The following is a 22,034-nucleotide window of genomic DNA, read 5'->3' on the forward strand; positions in this document are numbered from 1 at the left end:
CAACCAGCGGGTTAACCGTCTGTTGCGAGGTGGCGTATATTACGCTTTCCTCTTTCAGAGTCAACCTCTTTTTCAGAAGTTTTTCTCCGGCGGCTCAGTTGCCTGACCCTCTCAACACCGCATTCCGTAAGCCGTTGTGCCGTGTCGATGGAGGCGCATTATAGGGATCCGAATGAATTGCACAACCCTTTTTTTGGATCTTTTTACTGACTGCCGAGAAAACATTCATATTGATTAGATCACCAACGATCCGGCACAAAATCCCCTTGCCAGTTGGTCAGAATCGCATCAGGCTGCCAGTAAACTCAGTAAAAGGAGAACAAAATGACTGTAGCGTTACGCCCTTACAAACATCTTTTCCCAAAATTGGGTCTGCGCGTCATGGTTGATCCCACCAGCGTGGTAGCGGGTGACGTCATTATGGAAGATGATGTAGGTATCTGGCCGTTAGTCGCTATTCGTGGCGATGTGAACCAGGTGCATATTGGTGCCCGAACCAATATTCAGGATGGCAGCGTCCTGCATGTCACGCATAAATCAGAGGCCAACCCTGCCGGTTTTTCTCTGATAATTGGGGAAGACGTAACGGTTGGGCATAAAGCGATGCTGCATGGCTGCACGATAGGCAATCGCGTACTGGTTGGAATGGGCTCAATCGTACTGGATGGCGTCATTGTTGAAGACGACGTTATGATTGGTGCCGGGAGCCTGGTTCCCCCCGGCAAACGACTGGAAAGTGGCTATCTGTATGTCGGGAGCCCGGTCAAACAAATCCGGCCGCTGAATGAAAAAGAAATTGAAGGTCTACTTTACTCTGCCAGCAACTATGTTAACTGGAAGAACGACTATCTGGCCGGAGACAGCCAGACCCATCCTTCATTATCGACCTGATCGTTTCGAATGCAGTCTTCGGCCTGATCTTCCAAATCCCAGCGATGATGGCGAAACAGCGTCATCGCTTCTCCCTCACCGAACTGTTCATTAAGCGCCTCAACACTGATAGCGCAGGTTAAGCCCAACCCGTTTACCAGAACAGGGAAACAAACGGCCCTTAGTTCTGTATTCAGGCTTTCCCGATCAGGAAACTGTATCGCCTGGTTCATGACTGCATCCCGGCTTTTAATGAGGCGATGACCGGTGCGATTTCGGGCATCACCCCGTGCCATAGATGAAAGGCATGCGCGGCCTGACCCACCAGCATCCCCAGCCCGTCAGCAAGATGAGATGAACCGTGCTGCTGACACCAGCGCAGGAAAGGCGTTAAGCCACTCTGATAGAACATATCGTAGCAACGTAGCTCAGCATGAACTAATGAAGGCGGCAACGGCGGTACTTCTCCCTGAATACCACTTGATGTGGCATTAATGACAAGGTCGAAATGTCTATCCACAAGCGCGTCAAACGAACACGCATTAATCGCTCCGCGATGGGCAAACTCTGCGGCCAGAGTCTGCGCATTCAACGCCGTTCGGTTCACGACCGTGATCGTTGCTCCCATTGAAAGCAGAGGGAGAATGACGCCCCGAGCGGCCCCACCTGCCCCCACCAGCAGAAGATGGCTGTCGGGCTTAATCATCCCAAGGCGCTGAAGATCGCTGAGCAGCCCAATACCATCCGTATTGTCGCCAAGAATTTGGCCATCATCACACAGCTTTAGCGTGTTCACAGCCCCTGACAGCGCAGCGCGCTCGGTCAACTGGTCGGCAAATGCCCACGCCTGCTGTTTAAAAGGCAGCGTAATGTTCGCACCCGCCCCGCCGTCGTGGAAAAAAGTGCGGAGAGTCTCAGGAAAAGCATCAACAGGCGCATCAATACGATCATACTGAAGAGAGATTCCTGTCTGTCGCGCAAACGCCTGATGAATGTGCGGCGATTTGCTGTGACTAATGGGATGACCGAAAACTGCAAAATTTGCCATATATTAACCCTGGCGTATCAAATTGCCGCTGATGACATCGCGAATCTCAGAAGGATTGAGCCTTCCTCCTGTCTTTCCATTCAATACGGGAAACGCGGTGCCAAACTGCAATTTGACCTCTTCGACTGAACGGCACGGTGGCTGACCGGAAAGATTAGCGCTGGTCGATACCAAAGGTTTTCCAAACGCCCGGCACAGCGCCTGAACATCCGGATGATCGCTAACGCGGATGGCCAGCGAATCAAATTGCCCGGTTAACCAGCGCGGGGTAACCGGAGAAGCAGGCACGACAAAGGTGACCGGGCCTGGCCAACAGGCAAACATACGTTCACGCTGCTCCGTGGTTAAGGCCTCATCTGATACGTAAGGTTTAAGCTGATCATAGTCGGCAGCTATCAGGATCAAGCCTTTCTCTACTGGCCGTTTTTTTAATGCCAGCAGTGCCATGACCGCAGATTCATTATCGGGATCACAGCCTAAGCCGAATACCGCTTCGGTGGGATAGGCAATCACAGCATGCTGGTTAAGATGGCTTACACAATCCTGCAATGAGCCGGCAACGGGTTGATTTAACATGGTTATGTCTTATGTCTCTTGAATAATAGCTTTGCCACAACTTTTACTGGCGCAGAAAAGCCGGATGCCCTGCGCCGTCTTTTTCTCGACTAAAAGCGGAAATTCACAATGCGGACAGCGCCCCGCCACTGGCGTCAGGTTCACGGCAAACTGACAGGCTGGATAGCGTTCGCAGGCATGAAACGTTTTACCAAAACGCGAGCGGCGTTGTACCAGCTTACCCTGCTGACACTGCGGACAGTCGATCGTGGTTTCATCCGGTTTATCGATGGTTTCGGTGTAATCACACGCAGGATAGTCGCTACAGCCAATAAACATGCCAAATCGGCCCTGGCGTAATACTTTATCCGCCCCGCATTGTGGGCAAACGTGGCCTTCCAGAACTTTGACAACATGCCCATCACCCTGGTTTCCCAAAGGCTTGATATAGTCACAGGCAGGGTAATTTGCACAGCCCAAAAATGGGCCATGCTTTCCTGAACGTATAACAAGTTCTGCCCCGCATGCGGGGCAGGGATCCTGTTTACGCACAGTAAAGAGTGCGGTTTTACTCATAACAGTCATGCATTAGTAAAAATTTAATGCAGCATACCTTCGTTGACGTCGAATAGCAGTTCTTCCATCTGCTGATACGCGTTTTCACATCCAGGGATGTTAAACAGCACCATCAGCACCACCCATTTAAGATCCTCAAGATCGAAATCCAGCGTATCAAGCGCCATGACACGTTCAATGACCATTTCTCGTGTTTCCAGACTCAGTACCTGGATTTGCTCCAGGAACAGCAGGAAACCGCGGCTTTCGGCATCTAAACGCTTGCTCTCTTCATCGGTATAGATGCGCATAGAGAGCGGATCATTTGCCAGCAAAATTGGTGCGACCAGTCCTTCCTGATAGTCCGCCAATTTCTCTAACCAGTTCAACGCATTATAAATATCTTCGCGGTGGAAACCGGCATCCGTCAAGTCATCTGTCAATCTGTCCTGATCAACACCCATTTCTGTTTCGTTGTGGATATAGGTCTCAAACAAGTACATGAGTACGTCGAACATGGCATGCCCTCCTCAATCGGACATAGCCGCCGGGTACAGCTGCGATCCATCCTGCTAACTCCAGTTCCAGCAATTGAGCTGTAATAACTGGCACAGGTTGGCCGGCACGTTCAGCGACAACGTCAACAGGTGTAACCTCATCACCTACGTTAGCCAACAGCTCGGCAAATGGCAATGGAGCATCGTCACTGGCATCAGAATAAATTTCATCTGACGGGTTAACAGGTAACCAGTTAAGCATAGCGCGTAAATCTTCGACAATGTTATTAGGATGTGCCACCAACATGGCACCTTGTTGGATCAGCCAGTTTGTCCCCTCACTGCCGCTGTTACCCAGCGCACCCGGTAAGGCATAAACATTGCGATTCTGCTCTAATGCATAACGGGCTGTGACTAATGAACCACTTTTTAATGACGCTTCAATGACGAGAACACCCTGACTTAACCCACTGATAATACGGTTTCTGCGCGGAAACTGATGCGCAAGTGGCGCGGCAGTAAGCGGAAACTCCGAGATTACGGCGCCTCCCTGCATAACAATCTCCTGCGCCAGCGCAGTGTGTTTTTTGGGATACAGATGGGCCAGTCCACTCCCCAGTACGGCCACGGTTTTACCCTGCACATTTAATGCGGCACGGTGTGCCACGCCATCAATCCCGATAGCCAGCCCACTGGTTATGGTCAAACCGCTCAATGCCAGTTGTTGGGTGAACCAGTCGCACCAGTAACGGCCTGAGGGCGAACACAGACGGCTGCCTACCACCGCCAGTTGAGGTGAAGATAATACGGTTGGATCACCGTTTACATATAAGAGCGGAGGGAAACAGGCCGTTTCAAGGAGTTGAGCGGGGTAATGCGCATCCAGCGCCGTAATCAGGTGATGCGTTGAACACTGTGCCAGCCAAGTGTTAACGGTTGCCAGCCAGTCCGTGGTTTTCTGATGGGCATAATGATGTTGCGCTGTCTCGAAGCCCTTTTGGCTTAATATCACATCAATATCCTGACCTGCGCACAGTTGCTGCGCCGCGTTCAGCCAGCGTCGGCCCGTCAGGCCGGGTATCGCGGCCAGCCGCAGTAATCGCGCCCTTTTTTCCATCGTCACGGCCTCCTGATAACCGTCGCATCCCTCCGCAGAATGCTGTCAATCAGGTACTAAAAAGTCTACAATATGAGGCAGTAATCTTTTCCTTTTAGAATATAGATCTGGATATTTATGTCAGTTTTACAGGTGTTACATTTTCCTGACGAGCGCCTGCGCAAGATCGCCGCGCCAGTCAAAGAAGTTAACGCAGAAGTTCAGCGTATCGTTGATGATATGTTCGAAACCATGTATTCCGAAGAAGGTATCGGCCTTGCCGCTACGCAGGTGGATATTCATCAGCGCATCATTGTGATTGATGTCTCTGAGAACCGGGACGAGCGACTGGTATTGATCAATCCCGAGCTTCTGGAAAAAAGTGGTGAAACAGGTATCGAAGAAGGTTGCCTGTCCATTCCTGAGCAACGCGCCTTTGTGCCTCGTGCAGAGCGGGTAAAAGTGCGAGCGTTAGATCGCGAAGGTAAGCCGTTTGAACTGGAAACCGGTGACCTGCTGGCTATCTGTATTCAGCATGAAATTGATCATCTGGATGGCAAACTGTTTATCGATTATCTGTCGCCTTTAAAGCGTCAGCGAATCAAGACAAAGTTAGAAAAACTGGCGCGGCAAAACGCCCAGGCCTCTTGAGATCTGAAAAAGGGATAAACGTGTCTGCCCCGCTTAATATAATCTTTGCTGGCACACCAGACTTCGCGGCGCGTCACCTTGACGCGTTGCTCGCATCTGAGCATAAGGTCGTTGGCGTTTTTACCCAACCAGACCGCCCTGCCGGGCGCGGCAATAAGTTGACCGCGAGCCCGGTAAAAGCGCTGGCTCTTGCCCACGACATTCCGGTTTTTCAGCCCAAATCGTTGCGCCCTGCGGAAAACCAACAGTTGGTTGCCGATTTGCAGGCCGATGTCATGGTCGTGGTGGCTTATGGCCTTATCCTGCCGAAAGCCGTGCTAGAGATGCCACGTCTGGGCTGCATCAACGTACATGGTTCGTTGCTGCCACGCTGGCGCGGCGCGGCGCCTATTCAGCGCGCGCTTTGGGCAGGTGATCAGGAAACCGGTGTCACCATCATGCAAATGGATGTCGGGCTGGATACCGGTGATATGCTGGTAAAACTGGCCTGCCCTATTACTGCTGAAGACACCAGTGCTTCATTATACGACAAGCTGGCCAGCCTCGGACCAGAAGGGCTACTGACAACCTTGTCGCAATTGCGTGAGGGCAACGCCCAGCCGGTGAAACAGGATGAAACCCTGGCAAATTATGCTGAGAAGCTCAGCAAAGAGGAAGCACGTCTTGACTGGCAGTTGCCCGCGGAACAGCTTGAACGCTGCATTCGCGCCTTTAATCCCTGGCCGGTTAGCTTTTTTATGGTAAATGATCAGCCAGTAAAAGTATGGCAAGCCGGTGTTTTACCTCATGTCAATAAACGACCAGGCGAGATCGTTAAGGCTGACAAACAGGGCATTCACATTGTCACCGCCGACGGCGTACTCAATTTACTTCAGTTGCAACCCGCCGGTAAAAAACCGATGTCGGCACAGGATCTGCTCAACTCGCGCCGGGAATGGTTTGAACCTGGCTCTCTTCTGGACTGACATTCAGGCCCGGTAAATCCGGGCCTTTTGTTTGATGGCACTATCTTATGACTAAATCATCCAACCTTCGTAGCCTGTCTGCACAACTGATTGAACGTGTTGTCGATAAGGGCGAGTCACTCAATACTGTGCTGCCTGCCGCACAGAAAAAAGTCGCCGATAAAGACGCCGCTCTGGTGCAAGAGATCTGCTTTGGTGTGTTACGAACGTTACCGCAGTTGGAAGCGCTTATCGGGAAATTGATGGAGCGCCCTCTGACCGGCAAACAGCGTACGCTGCATTTTCTGATCATGGTGGGCCTGTACCAGTTACTCTACACGCGCGTCCCGGCACATGCGGCATTAGCCGAGACCGTTGCTGGTGCTGAAGTGCTGAAACGTGCCAATCTGAAAGGATTGATCAACGGTGTGTTACGTCAGTTCCAGCGCCGTCAGGAGGAACTCCTTGCCAGCATCCAGGAAGGTCCACAGCGCCATCTTCATCCCGGATGGCTACTGAACCGACTGCAGCTTGCCTGGCCAGATCGCTGGCAACAGATTGTTGACGCGAATAACCAACGCCCACCGATGTGGCTGCGGGTTAACCGTCAGCACCATACCCGTGACAGTTGGCTTGCTCTGCTGACCGCCAGTGAAAGAGAGGCGATGACCGCAGAGGATGTGCCGGAAGCATTACGCCTGGCCTCGCCAGCGCCGGTTCACCAGTTACCCGGTTTCGACCAGGGCTGGGTTACGGTGCAGGATCTCTCAGCACAGCGCTGTGCGCTTCTGCTTGCGCCTAAAAATGGCGAACATATTCTCGATCTGTGTGCAGCGCCAGGCGGCAAAACGACGCATATTTTAGAAATAGCCCCTGACGCGCAGGTCCTCGCTGTGGATGTGGACGCACAACGACTGAAGCGCGTAACCGAAAACCTGACACGGCTGGGAATGACCGCCGAGGTCAAACAAGGTGATGGCCGTACTCCGCAGCAATGGTGTGACCAACGGCAGTTTGATCGTATCCTGCTGGATGCGCCCTGCTCAGCCACAGGCGTGATTCGCCGCCATCCGGATATCAAATGGTTACGCCGCGATCGCGATATCAGCGAACTGGCCGCTTTGCAGCGTGACATTCTGGAGGCCACCTGGACGCTTCTTAAAGCGGGCGGTACGATGATCTACGCGACCTGCTCTGTCCTACCGGAAGAGAACCATGAGCAAATCAGCGGTTTCTTACAGCGACATGCGGATGCACAGGCTATCTCCCTTTCAGGCGCGCCCGAAACGGGCTGGCAGGTGTTCCCTGACGCTGAAGGCGGAGACGGATTTTTCTACGCTAAGCTGATTAAAGACGCTAACGCATAATGAAAAGGCTTTGAAAAGCGATGAAAATCATCATTCTTGGTGCTGGCCAGGTTGGAGGCACACTGGCCGAAAATCTGGTTGGCGAAAACAACGATATAACAGTTGTTGATACAGATTCAGCACGTTTACGTCAGTTACAGGATAAATTTGATTTACGTGTTGTGCAGGGTCATGGTTCCCACCCACGGGTTCTCCGTGAGGCGGGCGCGGAAGACGCCGATATGCTGGTCGCCGTTACCAGCTCTGACGAAACCAACATGATAGCCTGTCAAATCGCGTATTCGCTCTTCAACACGCCAAATCGTATCGCCCGCATACGTGCGGCTGACTATCTGCGCGATGCGGATAAGCTTTTTATTCCCGAAGCAGTGCCTATCGACCATCTGATTTCGCCTGAGCAACTGGTTATCGACAATATTTACCGCCTGATTCAATATCCGGGCGCGTTGCAGGTAGTTAATTTTGCTGAAGGCAAAGTGAGCCTCGCAGTCGTGAAAGCCTATTACGGTGGCCCCCTGGTGGGCAATCCATTGTCGATCCTGCGCGATCACATGCCCCATATCGATACGCGCGTAGCGGCGATTTTTCGTCAGGACCGCCCTATCCGGCCACAGGGCTCCACCATTATCGAAGCCGGTGATGAAGTTTTCTTCATTGCCGCCAGCCAGCATATTCGTGCGGTAATGAGTGAAATGCAGCGCCTGGAAAAGCCTTATAAACGCATCATGTTAGTAGGCGGCGGCAACATTGGCTTTGGCCTGGCGCAAAAGCTCGAGAAAAACTACAGCGTGAAACTTATTGAGCGCAATCCCCAGCGCGCGGCCGAACTGGCTGAACAGTTGCACGACACGGTGGTCTTTTACGGTGATGCCTCCGATCAGGAACTACTGGCGGAAGAGCATATTGAGCAGGTGGATTTGTTTATCGCCGTCACCAATGATGACGAAGCCAATATCATGTCTGCCATGCTGGCCAAAAAAATGGGTGCCAAGAAAGTTATGGTGCTGATTCAACGCCGTGCTTATGTCGATCTGGTCCAGGGCAGCGTCATTGATATCGCCATTTCGCCCCAGCAGGCGACCATCTCGGCCTTACTGGGACATGTGCGCAAAGCCGATATTGTGGGTGTCTCGTCATTACGTCGAGGCATTGCTGAAGCCATCGAAGCCATCGCGCATGGCGACGAAACCACATCGCGCGTGGTGGGACGGTCAGTTGATGATATCAAGCTGCCACCAGGCACACTGATTGGTGCTGTGGTGCGCGGCGACGATGTGATGATAGCGAATGACAATCTGCGTATTGAACAGGGCGATCACGTTGTGATGTTTTTAACCGATAAAAAGTTTGTGCCGGACGTCGAGCGCCTGTTCCAGCCCAGTCCGTTTTTCCTATAACACATAAAAAGCCAGCACTGACATGTCAGTTGCTTATTGTCTGTGGTTAATGGCAAATATTGTGAGCTTTGTTAAACTTTATGGCATTGGCTAAGGCAAGGAGAGAAGTATGAGTTTATTCAAAGAGTTTCGTGATTTTGCGATGCGCGGCAACGTGGTTGATCTGGCCGTCGGTGTGATTATCGGTGCGGCATTCGGTAAGATTGTTTCATCACTGGTCGCGAACATCATTATGCCACCGCTGGGCTTGCTGATTGGCGGCGTTGATTTCAAATCGTTTAGCTGGGTGCTTAAACCTGCCGTCGGCAACACACCGGCTGTCGTTATGGAATATGGTATTTTCCTGCAAACCGTATTTGATTTCATCATTGTTGCTTTTGCTATCTTTATGGCGATTAAGCTGATGAACAAACTGTATAAGAAGAAAGAAGTAGAAAAACCGGCACCTAAGCCTACAAATGAAGAACTGCTTCTGACAGAAATCCGCGATTTACTCAAACAACAGAATACGAAAATCTAAAATAAAAAGCCGCTCTGAAGCGGCTTTTTTGTGTCTGTAAAGCAGAAGGCCAGTGATAAACGGCTTGCTTATCACTGGCCTCCCAGCCTTTCCCATGTTTTTCTTTACGCCGGTAACTGCCTTTGCCTTTTTGTTTTTCTTCAACACGTTGCCTGAACAGCGGGTCGTGTAACAATGCCTGTAAGGCGTTATCCTGTATTTGTCCTTTCGTATGACGGTATCTGGACATAACTTCTCCGGTTGAGTAATGGAATAATGCGGTGAAAAGATTAAGCAAACTCATTATACGCGCACAACAGCGACAAAAAATACACCTTAATCGGGCACGAGTTTGGTCTTAATCGCACGACCATATTCCCCCTCAAGAAAATCAGTGCGCATACCGGCCTGGCTCAGCCTTATCTTCAGTTGCCGTAATCGTTGTGTCTGGATCAGCGCCTCTGGATCGTCAGGATCTAAATGCTGTAAAAGATCGCTGACCTGAAGTGCTTCGCGGCGCAGCTCAAGTTCGGGGGGAAGAAAACCTGCATTTTTTAACAGTCGGTATCCTGCTCGTAGTTCAGGTGGAACCTGACTGTCGTCTTCGAGATTCAGCGGTGCGCCTTCGCCCGGCAGATCACTCAGCTCACCTTTCTCCTGCGCGGCTTTAATATGCTGTTCTGCAAGCTGATCAATTAACCACATTGTTCACCTCCTTCATAACACCACAAGCGTAGCAGACGCAAAATGACAGGCAATAAAAAACCCGCCGAAGCGGGTTTTTCACGTTGCAACAGATTACTCTGCTGCAGCTTCTGCTTGAGCTTCTGGACGATCAACCAGCTCGATGTATGCCATCGGAGCGTTGTCACCAGCGCGGAAGCCACACTTCAGAATGCGAGTGTAACCACCTGCACGGCTCGCGAAACGCGGGCCTAACTCATTAAACAGTTTTGCCACGATCTCGTTATCACGAGTACGGGCGAATGCCAGACGACGATTAGCTACGTTGTCGGTCTTGGCAAGAGTAATCAGCGGCTCAACTACGCGGCGCAACTCTTTGGCTTTCGGCAGAGTCGTCTTGATGATCTCGTGACGAACCAGAGAGCCAGCCATGTTGCGGAACATAGCCTGACGATGGCTGCTGTTGCGGTTCAGTTGACGACCACTCTTACGATGGCGCATGACCTTATCCTTCTCAGTGAAACCTTAACCTGTGATCGGGTTATTCATCAGCAATGCTTGCCGGTGGCCAGTTTTCCAGGCGCATGCCCAGAGACAGACCACGTGAGGCCAGCACATCTTTAATCTCGGTAAGAGATTTTTTACCAAGGTTAGGCGTTTTAAGCAGCTCAACCTCAGTACGCTGTACCAGATCACCGATGTAGTGGATAGCTTCTGCCTTAAGGCAGTTAGCAGAGCGGACAGTCAATTCCAGATCGTCAACAGGGCGCAGCAGGATCGGATCGAATTCTGGTTTCTCTTCTTTCACTTCCGGCTGACGTACATCACGTAAGTCAACGAAAGCTTCCAGTTGTTCTGCCAGGATGGTCGCCGCACGACGAATCGCCTCTTCAGGATCGATTGTGCCGTTGGTTTCCATTTCGATGACCAGCTTGTCCAGGTCGGTGCGCTGCTCTACACGCGCTGCTTCAACATTGTAGGCGATACGGTCTACAGGGCTGTAGCAAGCGTCGACCAGCAGACGGCCGATTGGGCGCTCATCTTCTTCCGAATGAATTCGGGCAGAAGCCGGCACATAACCACGACCACGCTGAACTTTGATACGCATGCTAATAGATGCGTTGTCATCGGTCAGATGGCAGATCACATGCTGCGGCTTGACGATTTCGACATCACCATCATGGGTAATGTCGGCTGCAGTCACAGGGCCAATGCCAGATTTATTCAAGGTAAGAATAACTTCATCTTTGCCCTGAACTCTTACCGCCAAACCTTTAAGGTTGAGCAGGATTTCCAGGATATCTTCCTGTACACCCTCTTTGGTGCTGTACTCATGCAGTACACCATCAATTTCAACCTCGGTCACCGCGCAACCCGGCATTGATGAAAGCAGAATACGGCGCAGCGCGTTACCAAGAGTATGGCCAAAGCCACGCTCTAAAGGCTCAAGGGTCACCTTGGCGTGCGTCGAACTCACTTGCTCGATATCTACCAGGCGCGGTTTTAGAAACTCTGTCACAGAACCCTGCATTGTGTCCTCTCTTTGGTACTAAGCTTTACTTAGAGTAAAGCTCGACGATCAGGTGTTCGTTAATGTCCGCAGACAGATCAGTACGTTCAGGAATACGTTTGAACACACCTTCCATCTTAGCTGCATCAACTTCCAGCCAGGTTGGCTTTTCACGCTGCTCAGCCAGCTCCAGAGCGGCCTTCACGCGAGATTGCTTTTTGGCTTTCTCACGGATGCTAACGACATCATTCGGAGATACCTGATAAGAAGCGATGTTAACAACGCGACCATTTACCAGAACAGACTTATGGCTGACCAGCTGACGTGCTTCCGCACGCGTGGCACCAAAGCCCATACGATAAACGACGTTGTCCAGACGGCCTTCCAGCAGAGCCAACAGGTTTGCACCGGTGTTGCCTTTCAGACGTGCTGCTTCTTTGTAATAGTTACGGAACTGACGCTCAAGCACACCGTAGATACGACGAACTTTTTGCTTTTCACGTAACTGACCGCCGTAGTCAGACAGACGTGGCTTGCGCGCACCGTGCTGACCAGGGGCTTGTTCAATCTTACACTTGGAATCAATCGCGCGAACGCCAGACTTAAGGAATAAGTCAGTGCCCTCACGACGGCTCAGCTTGAGCTTAGGACCCAAATATCTTGCCATTTTCTTTCTCCAACTAACCTAAAAAACGGACGTTATACGCGACGTTTTTTCGGCGGACGACAACCGTTGTGAGGGATCGGAGTCACATCAGTAATGTTCGTGATGCGGAAACCAGCGGCGTTCAAAGCACGAATCGTTGATTCGCGGCCTGGACCCGGACCCTTAACCATAACTTCCAGGTTCTTAATACCGTAATCTTTTACAGCTTCTGCACAGCGCTCTGCAGCGACCTGAGCAGCAAACGGCGTAGATTTACGTGAACCGCGGAAACCGGAACCACCGGCGGTTGCCCAACCCAGTGCGTTACCCTGACGATCAGTAATGGTAACGATGGTGTTGTTAAAAGACGCATGGACATGAGCCACGCCATCTGAGACTTGTTTTCTTACACGCTTACGTGCACGAACTGGTGCCTTTGCCATTATTTACTCACCCCGATTATTTCTTGATCGGTTTACGCGGACCCTTACGGGTACGTGCGTTGGTCTTGGTGCGCTGACCGCGAACCGGAAGACCACGACGATGGCGCAAACCACGGTAGCAACCAAGGTCCATCAGACGCTTGATGCTCAGGGTGATTTCACGGCGCAGATCACCTTCAACAACGAATTTAGCAACTGCATCACGCAGCTGATCAATTTGTTCTTCAGACAGCTCACTGATCTTAACATTTTCAGCAATACCCGTTGAAGCGCAAATGGCTTTAGAACGAGTTTTACCAATACCGAAGATCGAAGTTAATGCGATAACGGTATGTTTCTGATCAGGAATGTTAATGCCTGCTATACGGGCCACTATGCACTCCTACTATTTAATATGTACGCACCATGCTGAAAAGCCCGTTTTCAGGATACTCAAATGGAAACGTACAGACATACAAAAGATTGGCTGGCTAATCTAGCCAGCTCAACCCGACTTTGCAAGAAAAATATGTGAAAATCAGCCTTGGCGCTGTTTATGCTTTGGCTCGGCGCTGCAGATCACACGAACGACACCGTCGCGACGAATGATTTTGCAGTTACGACATAATTTCTTGACGGAAGCACGAACTTTCATTTTTACTCTCCGTAACTTCTCAACCACCTGAATTAACGGCCATAGCCCTTCAGGTTAGCTTTCTTCAATGCAGACTCGTACTGACTTGACATCATCAGAGTTTGCACTTGAGCCATAAAGTCCATGATGACGACCACTACGATAAGCAGCGATGTACCGCCAAAGTAGAAAGGAACTTTCATCGCATCACGCATGAACTCCGGGATAAGGCAAATAAAGGTAATGTAGAGGGCACCGATTAAGGTTAACCGTGTCATTACTTTATCGATATATCTCGCCGTTTGCTCTCCCGGACGAATTCCCGGTACGAATGCACCAGACTTCTTCAGGTTATCTGCTGTTTCACGCGGGTTGAAAACCAACGCCGTGTAGAAGAAACAGAAGAAGATGATAGCAGTCGCATAGAGTAGCACATAAAGCGGCTGTCCTGGCTGCAAATACATCGAAATTGTTGTCAGCCAGTTCCAACCGGTACCGCCCCCGAACCACGATGCAATCGTTGCCGGGAACAGAATAATGCTGGAAGCGAAGATTGCCGGGATAACCCCTGCCATATTCACTTTCAACGGTAAATGTGTGCTCTGTGCAGCGTAAACGCGACGACCTTGTTGACGTTTCGCATAGTTCACCACGATGCGGCGTTGACCACGCTCAACGAAAATAACAAAGAAGGTCACTGCAAATACGAGAACTGCAACCAACAGCAACAGAAGGAAGTGCAGGTCACCTTGCCGCGCTTGCTCGATGGTATGGCCAATGGCCGGCGGAAGTCCCGCAACAATACCCGCGAAGATAATGATCGAGATACCGTTACCGATACCACGTTCAGTAATCTGTTCGCCCAGCCACATCAGGAACATTGTCCCGGTAACCAGACTTACAACAGCGGTAAAATAGAATGCAAAGCCTGGATTCATTACCAGGCCTTGCATACCAGGCATATTCGGCAAACCGGTAGCAATACCGATCGACTGGAATATGGCCAATACCAACGTACCGTAACGGGTGTACTGACTAATCTTACGACGGCCAGCCTCCCCTTCTTTCTTGATTTCTGCTAAGGCAGGATGAACCACCGTTAACAGCTGGATAATAATAGATGCCGAAATATACGGCATGATACCCAGAGCAAAAATAGAAGCACGGCTGAGAGCACCACCAGAGAACATGTTAAACATTTCAATGATGGTGCCACGCTGTTGCTCAAGCAGTTTGGCAAGTACAGTGGCATCAATACCAGGGATTGGAATGAAAGAGCCAATGCGGAAGACAATCAGTGCACCGATAACAAACAGCAGTCTGCGTTTCAGTTCACCAAAGCCACCTTTGGCACTTTGAAAATCTAATCCCGGTTGTTTAGCCATCTGCTACTTATTCCTCGATTTTACCGCCAGCAGCTTCGATTGCAGCACGAGCACCTTTGGTGACACGCAGGCCGCGAACCGTTACCGGTGCAGAAACTTCACCAGACAGAATGACTTTAACGAACTCAATCTGGACACCGACAATGTTGGCTGCTTTCAGCGCGTTCAGGTCGACGATACCGCCTTCAACTTTCGCCAGATCAGACAGACGAATCTCTGTGGTGATCATTGCTTTGCGAGAGGTGAAACCGAACTTCGGCAGACGACGGTACAGAGGCATCTGACCACCTTCGAAACCGCGACGTACGCCACCGCCAGAACGTGAGTTCTGACCTTTGTGACCACGACCACCGGTTTTTCCGAGGCCAGAACCGATACCACGACCCAGACGCTTGGTAGCGTGCTTAGACCCTTCGGCCGGAGACAGAGTATTTAAACGCATCTCTTACTCCTCCACTTTAACCATGTAGGAAACCGCGTTGACCATGCCGCGTACAGCTGGCGTGTCTTCACGCTCTACGGTATGACCAATACGACGCAGACCCAGGCCAACCAGAGTGGCTTTATGCTTAGGCAAGCGGCCGATTGAACTACGGGTTTGAGTGATTTTAATAGTCTTTGCCATCGTGATTACCCCAGAATTTCTTCAACGGATTTACCACGCTTAGCAGCGACCATTTCCGGAGACTTCATATTGCCCAGGCCGTCGATAGTTGCACGAACCACGTTAATCGGGTTAGTAGAACCATAGGCTTTTGCCAAAACGTTATGTACTCCAGCGACTTCCAGAACGGCGCGCATTGCACCACCGGCGATGATACCGGTACCTTCTGAAGCCGGCTGCATGAACACACGGGACCCAGTGTGCGCACCTTTAACAGGGTGCTGCAGGGTGCCGTTGATCAGCGCGACATTAACCATGTTGCGACGGGCTTTCTCCATCGCTTTCTGGATCGCTGCTGGAACTTCACGCGCTTTACCGTAACCAAAACCAACGCGGCCGTTACCATCACCCACTACAGTCAGTGCGGTGAAGGAGAAAATACGACCACCTTTTACAGTTTTAGATACACGGTTTACCGCGATCAGTTTTTCCTGCAGTTCGCCAGCTTGTTTCTCGATGTGTGCCATCTTAGACCTCTACCTTAGAACTGAAGGCCAGCTTCACGGGCAGCATCTGCCAGTGCCTGGACGCGACCATGATATTGGAAACCGGAACGGTCGAAAGAAACACCAGTGATGCCTTTTTCGATTGCGCGTTCTGCAATAGCTTTACCTACAGCAGCTGCGGCTTCTTTATTACCGGTATACTTCAGTTGTTCAGTGATAGCTTTTTCTACAGTAGAAGCAGCAACCAGAACTTCGGAACCGTTCGGGGCGATTACCTGTGCGTAAATGTGACGCGGGGTACGATGTACCACCAGGCGAGTAGCACCCAGCTCTTTGAGCTTGCGACGTGCACGGGTCGCACGACGGATACGAGCAGATTTCTTATCCATAGTGTTACCTTACTTCTTCTTAGCCTCTTTGGTACGCACGACTTCGTCGGCGTAACGGACACCCTTGCCTTTATAAGGCTCAGGACGACGGTAGGCGCGCAAGTCAGCTGCAACCTGGCCGATCACCTGCTTATCAGCGCCTTTCAGCACGATTTCAGTCTGAGTCGGACACTCTGCAGTGATACCCGCGGGCAGCTGGTGATCAACTGGATGAGAAAAGCCCAGAGACAGGTTAACTACGTTGCCTTTAACGGCAGCACGATAACCAACACCAACCAGCTGCAGCTTCTTAGTGAAGCCTTCGGTAACACCGATAACCATTGCGTTCAGCAGCGCGCGAGAAGTACCCGCCTGCGCCCAGCCGTCAACATAACCTTCGCGCGGAGCGAAAGTCAGAGTGTTGTCAGCATGCTTAACTTCAACAGCATCATTGATAGTACGAGTCAGCTCGCCGTTTTTACCTTTAATCGAAATTACCTGACCGTTGAGTTTTACCTCTACGCCGGCAGGAACAACGACAGGTGCTTTAGCAACACGAGACATAGTATCCTCCGATTACGCTACGTAGCAGATAATTTCGCCACCAAGACCAGCCTGGCGCGCTGCACGATCAGTCATAACACCTTTCGATGTAGAAATGACAGCGATACCCATACCAGCCATTACCTTTGGCAGCTCATCTTTTTTCTTATAGATGCGCAGGCCGGGACGGCTTACTCGCTGAATGCTTTCTACAACCGCTTTACCCTGGAAATACTTAAGAGTCAGTTCCAGTTCCAGCTTGGTGTCGCCTTCGATTTTAAAATCTTCAATAAAGCCTTCTTCCTTCAGCACGTTGGCAATTGCCAATTTCAGCTTGGAGGAGGGCATGGTGACCGCAACTTTGTTCGCGGCCTGACCGTTACGGATACGGGTCAGCATATCCGCGATCGGATCTTGCATGCTCATCTGTGTTACTCCCGTGATTCAATTGGTGACAATTACCAGCTAGCCTTTTTCAGACCCGGGATTTCACCGCGCATTGCGGCTTCACGGACCTTGATACGGCTCAACCCAAACTTCCGCAGGAAACCGTGCGGACGACCTGTTTGACGGCAGCGGTTACGCTGACGTGAAGGGCTGGAATCACGCGGCAGACTCTGCAGCTTGAGAACGGCATCCCAACGGTCTTCGTCGGAAGCGTTCACATCAGAAATGATCGCTTTCAGTTCAGCGCGTTTTGCGAAGAATTTGTCTGCTAATTTCACACGCTTAACTTCGCGTGCTTTCATAGATTGCTTAGCCATTAAGTAACCCTACCTTACTTACGGAACGGGAAGTCAAAGGCAGCCAGCAGAGCACGGCCTTCATCATCAGATTTCGCAGTAGTGGTAATGGTAATATCCAAACCACGAACGCGATCGACTTTGTCGTAGTCGATTTCTGGGAAGATGATCTGCTCACGTACACCCATGCTGTAGTTGCCACGACCATCGAATGACTTAGCGGACAGGCCACGGAAGTCACGGATACGCGGTACAGCAATGGTGATCAGACGCTCAAAGAACTCCCACATGCGTTCGCCACGCAGAGTTACTTTACAGCCGATCGGATAGCCCTGACGGATTTTGAAGCCTGCAACTGATTTGCGTGCTTTGGTGATCAACGGTTTTTGACCGGAGATTGCTGCCAGGTCAGCTGCTGCGTTATCCAGCAGTTTCTTGTCAGCGATCGCTTCACCAACACCCATGTTCAGGGTGATCTTCTCGACCCGAGGGACTTGCATGACAGAATTGTAGCCGAACTCAGACATGAGTTTCTGGACTACCTCGTCTTTGTAGTAATCATGCAGTTTCGCCATCGTACTACTCCAAATTACTTGATAGTTTCGCTATTAGATTTGAAGAAACGGACTTTTTTACCGTCTTCGAATCTAAAGCCTACACGGTCAGCCTTACCGGTTGCCGCATTGAAGAGAGCAACGTTAGAAACCTGAATTGCAGCTTCTTTTTCAACGATGCCGCCTGGTTGGTTCAGAGCCGGAACAGGCTTCTGATGTTTCTTAACCAGGTTGATACCTTCAACGATGACCTTGCCAGAAGACAGGACGTTCTTAACTTTACCGCGCTTACCTTTATCTTTACCGGTTAACACGATAACTTCGTCGTTACGACGGATTTTAGCTGCCATTGTTCGCTCCTTAGAGTACTTCTGGTGCCAGAGAGATAATTTTCATGAACTTTTCAGTACGAAGTTCACGAGTTACCGGCCCAAAAATACGCGTACCGATAGGCTGCTCGCTGTTATTGTTTAAAATAACGCATGCATTACCATCGAAGCGAATGACAGAACCGTCCGGGCGACGAACACCCTTCCTGGTGCGCACCACTACCGCCTTCAGGACATCACCTTTTTTAACTTTACCACGTGGAATTGCTTCCTTGATGGTAACTTTAATGATGTCGCCGACGCCTGCGTAGCGACGGTGCGAGCCACCCAGAACCTTGATACACATTACGCGACGTGCACCGGAGTTGTCGGCGACGTTCAGCATAGTCTGTTCTTGGATCATTTCAGTGCTCCGCTAATGTCAACTACTACTTCGGGACCTAGACCTCAGGTCGATTGAAAGCCCCATAATTGAGGGCGCGGCATTATAACACCGGTTCTCGCAGATGGGTAGAAAAAATGAACGGCTCTTTCGAGCCGTTCATTAGATTTTTAAAGAGGGCAAATTCTATTACAGAATTGCTTTCTCTACAACGCGAACCAGTGTCCAGGACTTAGTCTTAGACAGTGGACGGCATTCGCGGATTTCTACCACGTCGCCGATTCCACATTCGTTGTTCTCGTCATGGATGTGCAGCTTAGTCGTACGCTTAATGAATTTTCCATAGATTGGATGCTTCACGAAACGCTCGATAGCAACAACAGCAGATTTCTGCATTTTGTCACTAACAACACGACCCTGCAGAGTACGGATTTTATCGGTCATTACGAACCCGCCTTCTCAGTCAGTAAAGTCTTAACGCGTGCAACATCACGGCGAACCTGCTTCAGCAGATGAGACTGCTGCAGTTGGCCAGATGCTGCCTGCATGCGCAGGTTAAATTGCTCACGCAGCAGATTAAGCAGCTCAGTGTTCAGCTCTTCAACGCTTTTTTCACGCAGCTCTGTTGCTTTCATTACATCACCGTCTTAGTTACAAAGGTGGTTTTGATAGGCAGTTTTGCTGCTGCCAGCTTGAATGCTTCACGGGCCAGCTCTTCTGGTACGCCGTCCATTTCATACAGGACTTTACCAGGCTGGATCAGGGCAACCCAATACTCAACGTTACCCTTACCTTTACCCATACGCACTTCCAGCGGCTTCTCGGTGATCGGTTTGTCCGGGAATACACGGATCCAGATCTTACCTTGACGCTTAACTGCACGGGTCATAGCACGACGTGCTGCTTCGATCTGACGGGCAGTCAGACGACCACGGCCAACAGCTTTCAGACCGAAAGTCCCGAAGCTAACATCCGTACCCTGCGCCAGACCGCGGTTGCGGCCTTTGTGCACTTTACGGAATTTCGTACGCTTTGGTTGTAACATAGCGACTCTCCTTACTTACGGCCTTTACGCTGCTGCTTTTTAGGTTGAGCAGCCGGTTCCGGTTGTTCAACAGCAGCCATACCACCCAGGATCTCGCCTTTGAAGATCCATACCTTAACGCCGATTACACCATAAGTGGTGTGCGCTTCAGAGGTGTTGTAGTCAATGTCAGCACGCAGAGTGTGCAACGGCACGCGACCTTCACGGTACCATTCGGTACGTGCGATCTCGGCGCCGCCCAGACGGCCGCTAACTTCAACTTTGATACCCTTCGCGCCCAGACGCATGGCGTTCTGAACCGCACGCTTCATAGCACGACGGAACATCACACGACGCTCCAGCTGTGAAGTGATGCTGTCAGCAACCAGTTTTGCGTCCAGTTCCGGTTTACGGACTTCGGCGATATTGATCTGTGCAGGAACGCCAGCGATTTTCGCGACGACCGTGCGCAGTTTTTCTACGTCTTCACCTTTCTTACCGATCACGATGCCAGGACGAGCGGTGTGAATGGTCACACGGATGCTCTTAGCTGGACGCTCGATAACGATACGAGATACAGACGCCTTAGCCAGTTCCTTAGTCAGGTACTGACGTACTTTAAAGTCGCTGTCCAGGTTGTCAGCGAATTCTTTGGTGTTCGCAAACCAGGTAGAGTTCCATGGTTTTACAATACCCAGGCGAATACCATTAGGATGTACTTTCTGACCCATTGCTAGTCTCCAGAGTCTCAGCGATCGGACACAACCACAGTAATGTGGCTGGTGCGCTTCAGGATGCGATCTGCACGACCTTTTGCACGCGGCATAATGCGCTTCATGCTTGGGCCTTCGTCGACGAAAATTTTCGCGACTTTCAGATCGTCGATATCAGCGCCATCGTTGTGTTCAGCGTTAGCAATGGCAGATTCCAGAACTTTCTTGACCAGTACAGCCGCTTTCTTGTTGGTGTAGGTCAAAATGTCCAGTGCCTGCGACACTTTCTTACCGCGGATCAGGTCAGCAACAAGGCGAACCTTCTGAGCAGAAGAACGAGCGTGGCGATGTTGAGCTAAAGTTTCCATCTCTTCCTCCTACTTATTTCTTCTTGGCTTTTTTATCAGCCGCGTGACCGCGATAAGTACGTGTCGGCGCGAATTCACCCAGTTTGTGACCAACCATTTCGTCGGAAACAAAGACAGGAACGTGCTGACGACCATTATGGACAGCGATGGTCAAACCGATCATGTTAGGAAAGATCGTTGAACGACGGGACCAAGTGCGCAAAGGCTTCTTGTCACCGCTTTCCACCGCTTTCTCTACCTTCTTCAGCAAGTGCAGGTCAATAAAAGGACCTTTCTTGAGAGAACGTGGCATGGCTTATCCTCTAATATTATTTGCTACGGCGACGTACGATAAATTTATCGGTACGCTTGTTGCTACGGGTCTTCTTACCTTTGGTCTGAACGCCCCACGGAGTTACCGGGTGCTTACCAAAGTTACGACCTTCACCACCACCGTGCGGGTGATCTACTGGGTTCATCGCGGTACCACGAACGGTCGGACGAACACCACGCCAACGGGTTGCACCAGCTTTACCCAGAACGCGCAGCATATGCTCAGCGTTACCGACTTCGCCCAGTGTAGCGCGGCAGTCAGCTTCGACTTTACGCATTTCACCTGAACGCAGACGCAGGGTAACGTAGGAACCTTCACGCGCAACGATCTGCACGTAAGCACCGGCTGAGCGAGCAATCTGACCGCCTTTGCCTGGTTTCATTTCTACGTTGTGAACGGTAGAACCCACCGGGATGTTACGCATCGGCAGTGTGTTACCTGCTTTGATCGCAGCATCAACGCCAGACTGAATCTGGTCGCCGGCTTTCAGGCCCTTAGGGGCCAGGATGTAACGGCGTTCGCCGTCTTTGTACAGAACCAGTGCGATGTTCGCAGAGCGGTTCGGATCGTACTCAAGACGTTCAACGGTTGCCGGGATACCATCTTTGTTGCGTTTGAAGTCAACCAGACGGTAAGCCTGCTTATGACCACCACCGATGTGACGGGTAGTGATGCGACCGTTGTTGTTGCGGCCACCGGATTTGCTGTTTTTTTCCAGCAATGGAGCAAACGGCTTGCCCTTGTGCAACTCTGGGTTCACCACTTTAACGACGTGGCGACGACCCGGAGATGTCGGTTTACATTTAACAACTGCCATTGTCTTTCTC

General features: G+C 50.9%; 38 protein-coding genes. 6 read left to right on the forward strand and 32 right to left on the reverse strand.

The window, feature by feature from the left end; translation table 11 throughout:
• Positions 1-324: 324 nt before the first annotated feature.
• Positions 325-891 (forward strand): gamma carbonic anhydrase family protein, encoded by a 567-nt coding sequence (locus C1N64_RS01040; RefSeq protein ID WP_110269053.1) that lies wholly within the window; start codon positions 325-327, stop codon positions 889-891.
• On the opposite strand, the gene C1N64_RS01045 is transcribed toward C1N64_RS01040, so the two are convergent.
• Genes C1N64_RS01045 through dprA form a run of 6 tightly spaced genes read right to left on the reverse strand, consistent with a single transcriptional unit; the run spans position 846 to position 4,642 of the window.
• The gene (locus tag C1N64_RS01045; protein WP_110269052.1) at positions 846-1,103 is read right to left on the reverse strand and encodes a DUF1488 family protein; all 258 of its coding nucleotides are present in this window, start codon (positions 1,101-1,103) and stop codon (positions 846-848) included. The two genes, C1N64_RS01040 and C1N64_RS01045, sit on opposite strands and share 46 nt — an antisense overlap.
• Positions 1,100-1,918 carry a shikimate dehydrogenase gene (aroE, locus tag C1N64_RS01050; protein WP_033741503.1) on the reverse strand — a complete coding sequence of 273 codons (819 nt, stop codon included), beginning with the start codon at positions 1,916-1,918 and terminating at the stop codon, positions 1,100-1,102. Before aroE ends, C1N64_RS01045 begins: the two co-directional genes overlap by 4 nt.
• A gap of 3 nt (positions 1,919-1,921) precedes the next feature.
• Positions 1,922-2,494 (reverse strand): L-threonylcarbamoyladenylate synthase type 1 TsaC, encoded by a 573-nt coding sequence (gene tsaC, locus C1N64_RS01055; RefSeq protein WP_033741505.1) that lies wholly within the window; start codon positions 2,492-2,494, stop codon positions 1,922-1,924.
• A 9-nt stretch (positions 2,495-2,503) separates the two neighbouring features.
• A complete protein-coding gene (locus tag C1N64_RS01060) occupies positions 2,504-3,049 on the reverse strand; it encodes a DNA topoisomerase family protein (protein ID WP_367143594.1) in 546 nt (181 codons plus the stop codon).
• Between the two features lie 23 nt (positions 3,050-3,072).
• Entirely contained in the window at positions 3,073-3,546 is a 474-nt protein-coding gene (gene smg / locus C1N64_RS01065) for a DUF494 family protein Smg (protein ID WP_006120660.1), read from the reverse strand.
• Positions 3,518-4,642 carry a DNA-protecting protein DprA gene (dprA, locus tag C1N64_RS01070; protein WP_394515195.1) on the reverse strand — a complete coding sequence of 375 codons (1,125 nt, stop codon included), beginning with the start codon at positions 4,640-4,642 and terminating at the stop codon, positions 3,518-3,520. Before dprA ends, smg begins: the two co-directional genes overlap by 29 nt.
• Before the next feature lie 117 nt (positions 4,643-4,759).
• Between dprA and def the strand changes: the two genes are divergently transcribed.
• The 5 genes from def to mscL all read left to right on the forward strand — a co-directional run bounded on the left by def (position 4,760) and on the right by mscL (position 9,500).
• Positions 4,760-5,272 (forward strand): peptide deformylase, encoded by a 513-nt coding sequence (gene def, locus C1N64_RS01075; RefSeq protein WP_006120608.1) that lies wholly within the window; start codon positions 4,760-4,762, stop codon positions 5,270-5,272.
• Positions 5,273-5,292: 20 nt separating this feature from the next.
• Positions 5,293-6,237 (forward strand): methionyl-tRNA formyltransferase, encoded by a 945-nt coding sequence (gene fmt, locus C1N64_RS01080; RefSeq protein ID WP_394515196.1) that lies wholly within the window; start codon positions 5,293-5,295, stop codon positions 6,235-6,237.
• Between the two features lie 47 nt (positions 6,238-6,284).
• Positions 6,285-7,583, forward strand: coding sequence for a 16S rRNA (cytosine(967)-C(5))-methyltransferase RsmB (gene rsmB, locus C1N64_RS01085; RefSeq protein WP_058702698.1), 1,299 nt, complete (start codon positions 6,285-6,287; stop codon positions 7,581-7,583).
• 20 nt (positions 7,584-7,603) lie between these two features.
• Positions 7,604-8,980 (forward strand): Trk system potassium transporter TrkA, encoded by a 1,377-nt coding sequence (gene trkA, locus C1N64_RS01090; RefSeq protein WP_033741512.1) that lies wholly within the window; start codon positions 7,604-7,606, stop codon positions 8,978-8,980.
• A gap of 109 nt (positions 8,981-9,089) precedes the next feature.
• A complete protein-coding gene (gene mscL / locus C1N64_RS01095) occupies positions 9,090-9,500 on the forward strand; it encodes a large-conductance mechanosensitive channel protein MscL (RefSeq protein WP_006120604.1) in 411 nt (136 codons plus the stop codon).
• Here the strand turns inward: mscL and C1N64_RS01100 are convergent.
• The 26 genes from C1N64_RS01100 to rplB all read right to left on the reverse strand — a co-directional run bounded on the left by C1N64_RS01100 (position 9,475) and on the right by rplB (position 22,024).
• Positions 9,475-9,729, reverse strand: coding sequence for an alternative ribosome-rescue factor A (locus C1N64_RS01100; protein ID WP_039343751.1), 255 nt, complete (start codon positions 9,727-9,729; stop codon positions 9,475-9,477). The two genes, mscL and C1N64_RS01100, sit on opposite strands and share 26 nt — an antisense overlap.
• An 86-nt stretch (positions 9,730-9,815) precedes the next feature.
• Complete coding sequence (locus C1N64_RS01105; RefSeq protein ID WP_033741516.1) at positions 9,816-10,184, reverse strand: DnaJ family domain-containing protein; 369 nt, start codon at positions 10,182-10,184, stop codon at positions 9,816-9,818.
• 93 nt (positions 10,185-10,277) lie between these two features.
• Entirely contained in the window at positions 10,278-10,664 is a 387-nt protein-coding gene (gene rplQ / locus C1N64_RS01110) for a 50S ribosomal protein L17 (protein WP_009087575.1), read from the reverse strand.
• A gap of 40 nt (positions 10,665-10,704) precedes the next feature.
• Entirely contained in the window at positions 10,705-11,694 is a 990-nt protein-coding gene (locus C1N64_RS01115; protein WP_033741519.1) for a DNA-directed RNA polymerase subunit alpha, read from the reverse strand.
• 25 nt (positions 11,695-11,719) lie between these two features.
• Entirely contained in the window at positions 11,720-12,340 is a 621-nt protein-coding gene (rpsD, locus tag C1N64_RS01120) for a 30S ribosomal protein S4 (protein ID WP_006120599.1), read from the reverse strand.
• A 32-nt stretch (positions 12,341-12,372) separates the two neighbouring features.
• Positions 12,373-12,762 carry a 30S ribosomal protein S11 gene (rpsK, locus tag C1N64_RS01125; RefSeq protein WP_004160563.1) on the reverse strand — a complete coding sequence of 130 codons (390 nt, stop codon included), beginning with the start codon at positions 12,760-12,762 and terminating at the stop codon, positions 12,373-12,375.
• Between the two features lie 16 nt (positions 12,763-12,778).
• The gene (gene rpsM / locus C1N64_RS01130) at positions 12,779-13,135 is read right to left on the reverse strand and encodes a 30S ribosomal protein S13 (protein WP_003850176.1); all 357 of its coding nucleotides are present in this window, start codon (positions 13,133-13,135) and stop codon (positions 12,779-12,781) included.
• A gap of 144 nt (positions 13,136-13,279) precedes the next feature.
• Complete coding sequence (gene rpmJ, locus C1N64_RS01135; protein ID WP_004160566.1) at positions 13,280-13,396, reverse strand: 50S ribosomal protein L36; 117 nt, start codon at positions 13,394-13,396, stop codon at positions 13,280-13,282.
• A 32-nt stretch (positions 13,397-13,428) separates the two neighbouring features.
• Entirely contained in the window at positions 13,429-14,760 is a 1,332-nt protein-coding gene (gene secY / locus C1N64_RS01140) for a preprotein translocase subunit SecY (protein ID WP_006120598.1), read from the reverse strand.
• A gap of 7 nt (positions 14,761-14,767) precedes the next feature.
• Positions 14,768-15,202 carry a 50S ribosomal protein L15 gene (gene rplO / locus C1N64_RS01145; RefSeq protein ID WP_009087579.1) on the reverse strand — a complete coding sequence of 145 codons (435 nt, stop codon included), beginning with the start codon at positions 15,200-15,202 and terminating at the stop codon, positions 14,768-14,770.
• Positions 15,203-15,205: 3 nt separating this feature from the next.
• Positions 15,206-15,385: a 50S ribosomal protein L30 gene (rpmD, locus tag C1N64_RS01150; protein WP_003850166.1), complete on the reverse strand. Its 180-nt coding sequence runs from the start codon at positions 15,383-15,385 to the stop codon at positions 15,206-15,208.
• 5 nt (positions 15,386-15,390) lie between these two features.
• Positions 15,391-15,891, reverse strand: a complete 501-nt coding sequence (gene rpsE, locus C1N64_RS01155; RefSeq protein ID WP_006120595.1) for a 30S ribosomal protein S5 — start codon at positions 15,889-15,891, stop codon at positions 15,391-15,393.
• Positions 15,892-15,905: 14 nt separating this feature from the next.
• Entirely contained in the window at positions 15,906-16,259 is a 354-nt protein-coding gene (gene rplR / locus C1N64_RS01160) for a 50S ribosomal protein L18 (protein ID WP_003850163.1), read from the reverse strand.
• Between the two features lie 9 nt (positions 16,260-16,268).
• Entirely contained in the window at positions 16,269-16,802 is a 534-nt protein-coding gene (gene rplF / locus C1N64_RS01165; RefSeq protein WP_033741521.1) for a 50S ribosomal protein L6, read from the reverse strand.
• A gap of 12 nt (positions 16,803-16,814) precedes the next feature.
• Complete coding sequence (gene rpsH / locus C1N64_RS01170; protein ID WP_006120593.1) at positions 16,815-17,207, reverse strand: 30S ribosomal protein S8; 393 nt, start codon at positions 17,205-17,207, stop codon at positions 16,815-16,817.
• A 32-nt stretch (positions 17,208-17,239) separates the two neighbouring features.
• Positions 17,240-17,545 (reverse strand): 30S ribosomal protein S14, encoded by a 306-nt coding sequence (gene rpsN, locus C1N64_RS01175; RefSeq protein ID WP_006120592.1) that lies wholly within the window; start codon positions 17,543-17,545, stop codon positions 17,240-17,242.
• A gap of 14 nt (positions 17,546-17,559) precedes the next feature.
• Positions 17,560-18,099 carry a 50S ribosomal protein L5 gene (gene rplE / locus C1N64_RS01180; protein WP_006120591.1) on the reverse strand — a complete coding sequence of 180 codons (540 nt, stop codon included), beginning with the start codon at positions 18,097-18,099 and terminating at the stop codon, positions 17,560-17,562.
• A 14-nt stretch (positions 18,100-18,113) separates the two neighbouring features.
• The gene (gene rplX, locus C1N64_RS01185; RefSeq protein ID WP_003850150.1) at positions 18,114-18,428 is read right to left on the reverse strand and encodes a 50S ribosomal protein L24; all 315 of its coding nucleotides are present in this window, start codon (positions 18,426-18,428) and stop codon (positions 18,114-18,116) included.
• A gap of 10 nt (positions 18,429-18,438) precedes the next feature.
• Positions 18,439-18,810: a 50S ribosomal protein L14 gene (gene rplN, locus C1N64_RS01190; protein ID WP_006120590.1), complete on the reverse strand. Its 372-nt coding sequence runs from the start codon at positions 18,808-18,810 to the stop codon at positions 18,439-18,441.
• Positions 18,811-18,978: 168 nt separating this feature from the next.
• Positions 18,979-19,233: a 30S ribosomal protein S17 gene (gene rpsQ / locus C1N64_RS01195; protein ID WP_006120589.1), complete on the reverse strand. Its 255-nt coding sequence runs from the start codon at positions 19,231-19,233 to the stop codon at positions 18,979-18,981.
• Positions 19,233-19,424 carry a 50S ribosomal protein L29 gene (gene rpmC / locus C1N64_RS01200; RefSeq protein WP_006120588.1) on the reverse strand — a complete coding sequence of 64 codons (192 nt, stop codon included), beginning with the start codon at positions 19,422-19,424 and terminating at the stop codon, positions 19,233-19,235. The genes rpsQ and rpmC overlap by 1 nt, the downstream gene beginning before the upstream one ends.
• On the reverse strand, positions 19,424-19,834 hold the full coding sequence (gene rplP / locus C1N64_RS01205) for a 50S ribosomal protein L16 (RefSeq protein WP_002438716.1): 411 nt from the start codon (positions 19,832-19,834) through the stop codon (positions 19,424-19,426). Before rplP ends, rpmC begins: the two co-directional genes overlap by 1 nt.
• Positions 19,835-19,845: 11 nt before the next feature.
• Positions 19,846-20,544 (reverse strand): 30S ribosomal protein S3, encoded by a 699-nt coding sequence (rpsC, locus tag C1N64_RS01210; protein WP_006120587.1) that lies wholly within the window; start codon positions 20,542-20,544, stop codon positions 19,846-19,848.
• A gap of 17 nt (positions 20,545-20,561) precedes the next feature.
• A complete protein-coding gene (gene rplV, locus C1N64_RS01215) occupies positions 20,562-20,894 on the reverse strand; it encodes a 50S ribosomal protein L22 (RefSeq protein WP_002919773.1) in 333 nt (110 codons plus the stop codon).
• Positions 20,895-20,907: 13 nt separating this feature from the next.
• Positions 20,908-21,186: a 30S ribosomal protein S19 gene (rpsS, locus tag C1N64_RS01220; protein WP_001138115.1), complete on the reverse strand. Its 279-nt coding sequence runs from the start codon at positions 21,184-21,186 to the stop codon at positions 20,908-20,910.
• Positions 21,187-21,202: 16 nt separating this feature from the next.
• Positions 21,203-22,024, reverse strand: coding sequence for a 50S ribosomal protein L2 (gene rplB, locus C1N64_RS01225; RefSeq protein ID WP_006120586.1), 822 nt, complete (start codon positions 22,022-22,024; stop codon positions 21,203-21,205).
• Between the last annotated feature and the right edge of the window lie 10 nt (positions 22,025-22,034).

The organism is Pantoea sp. SGAir0215, from assembly GCF_043543215.1.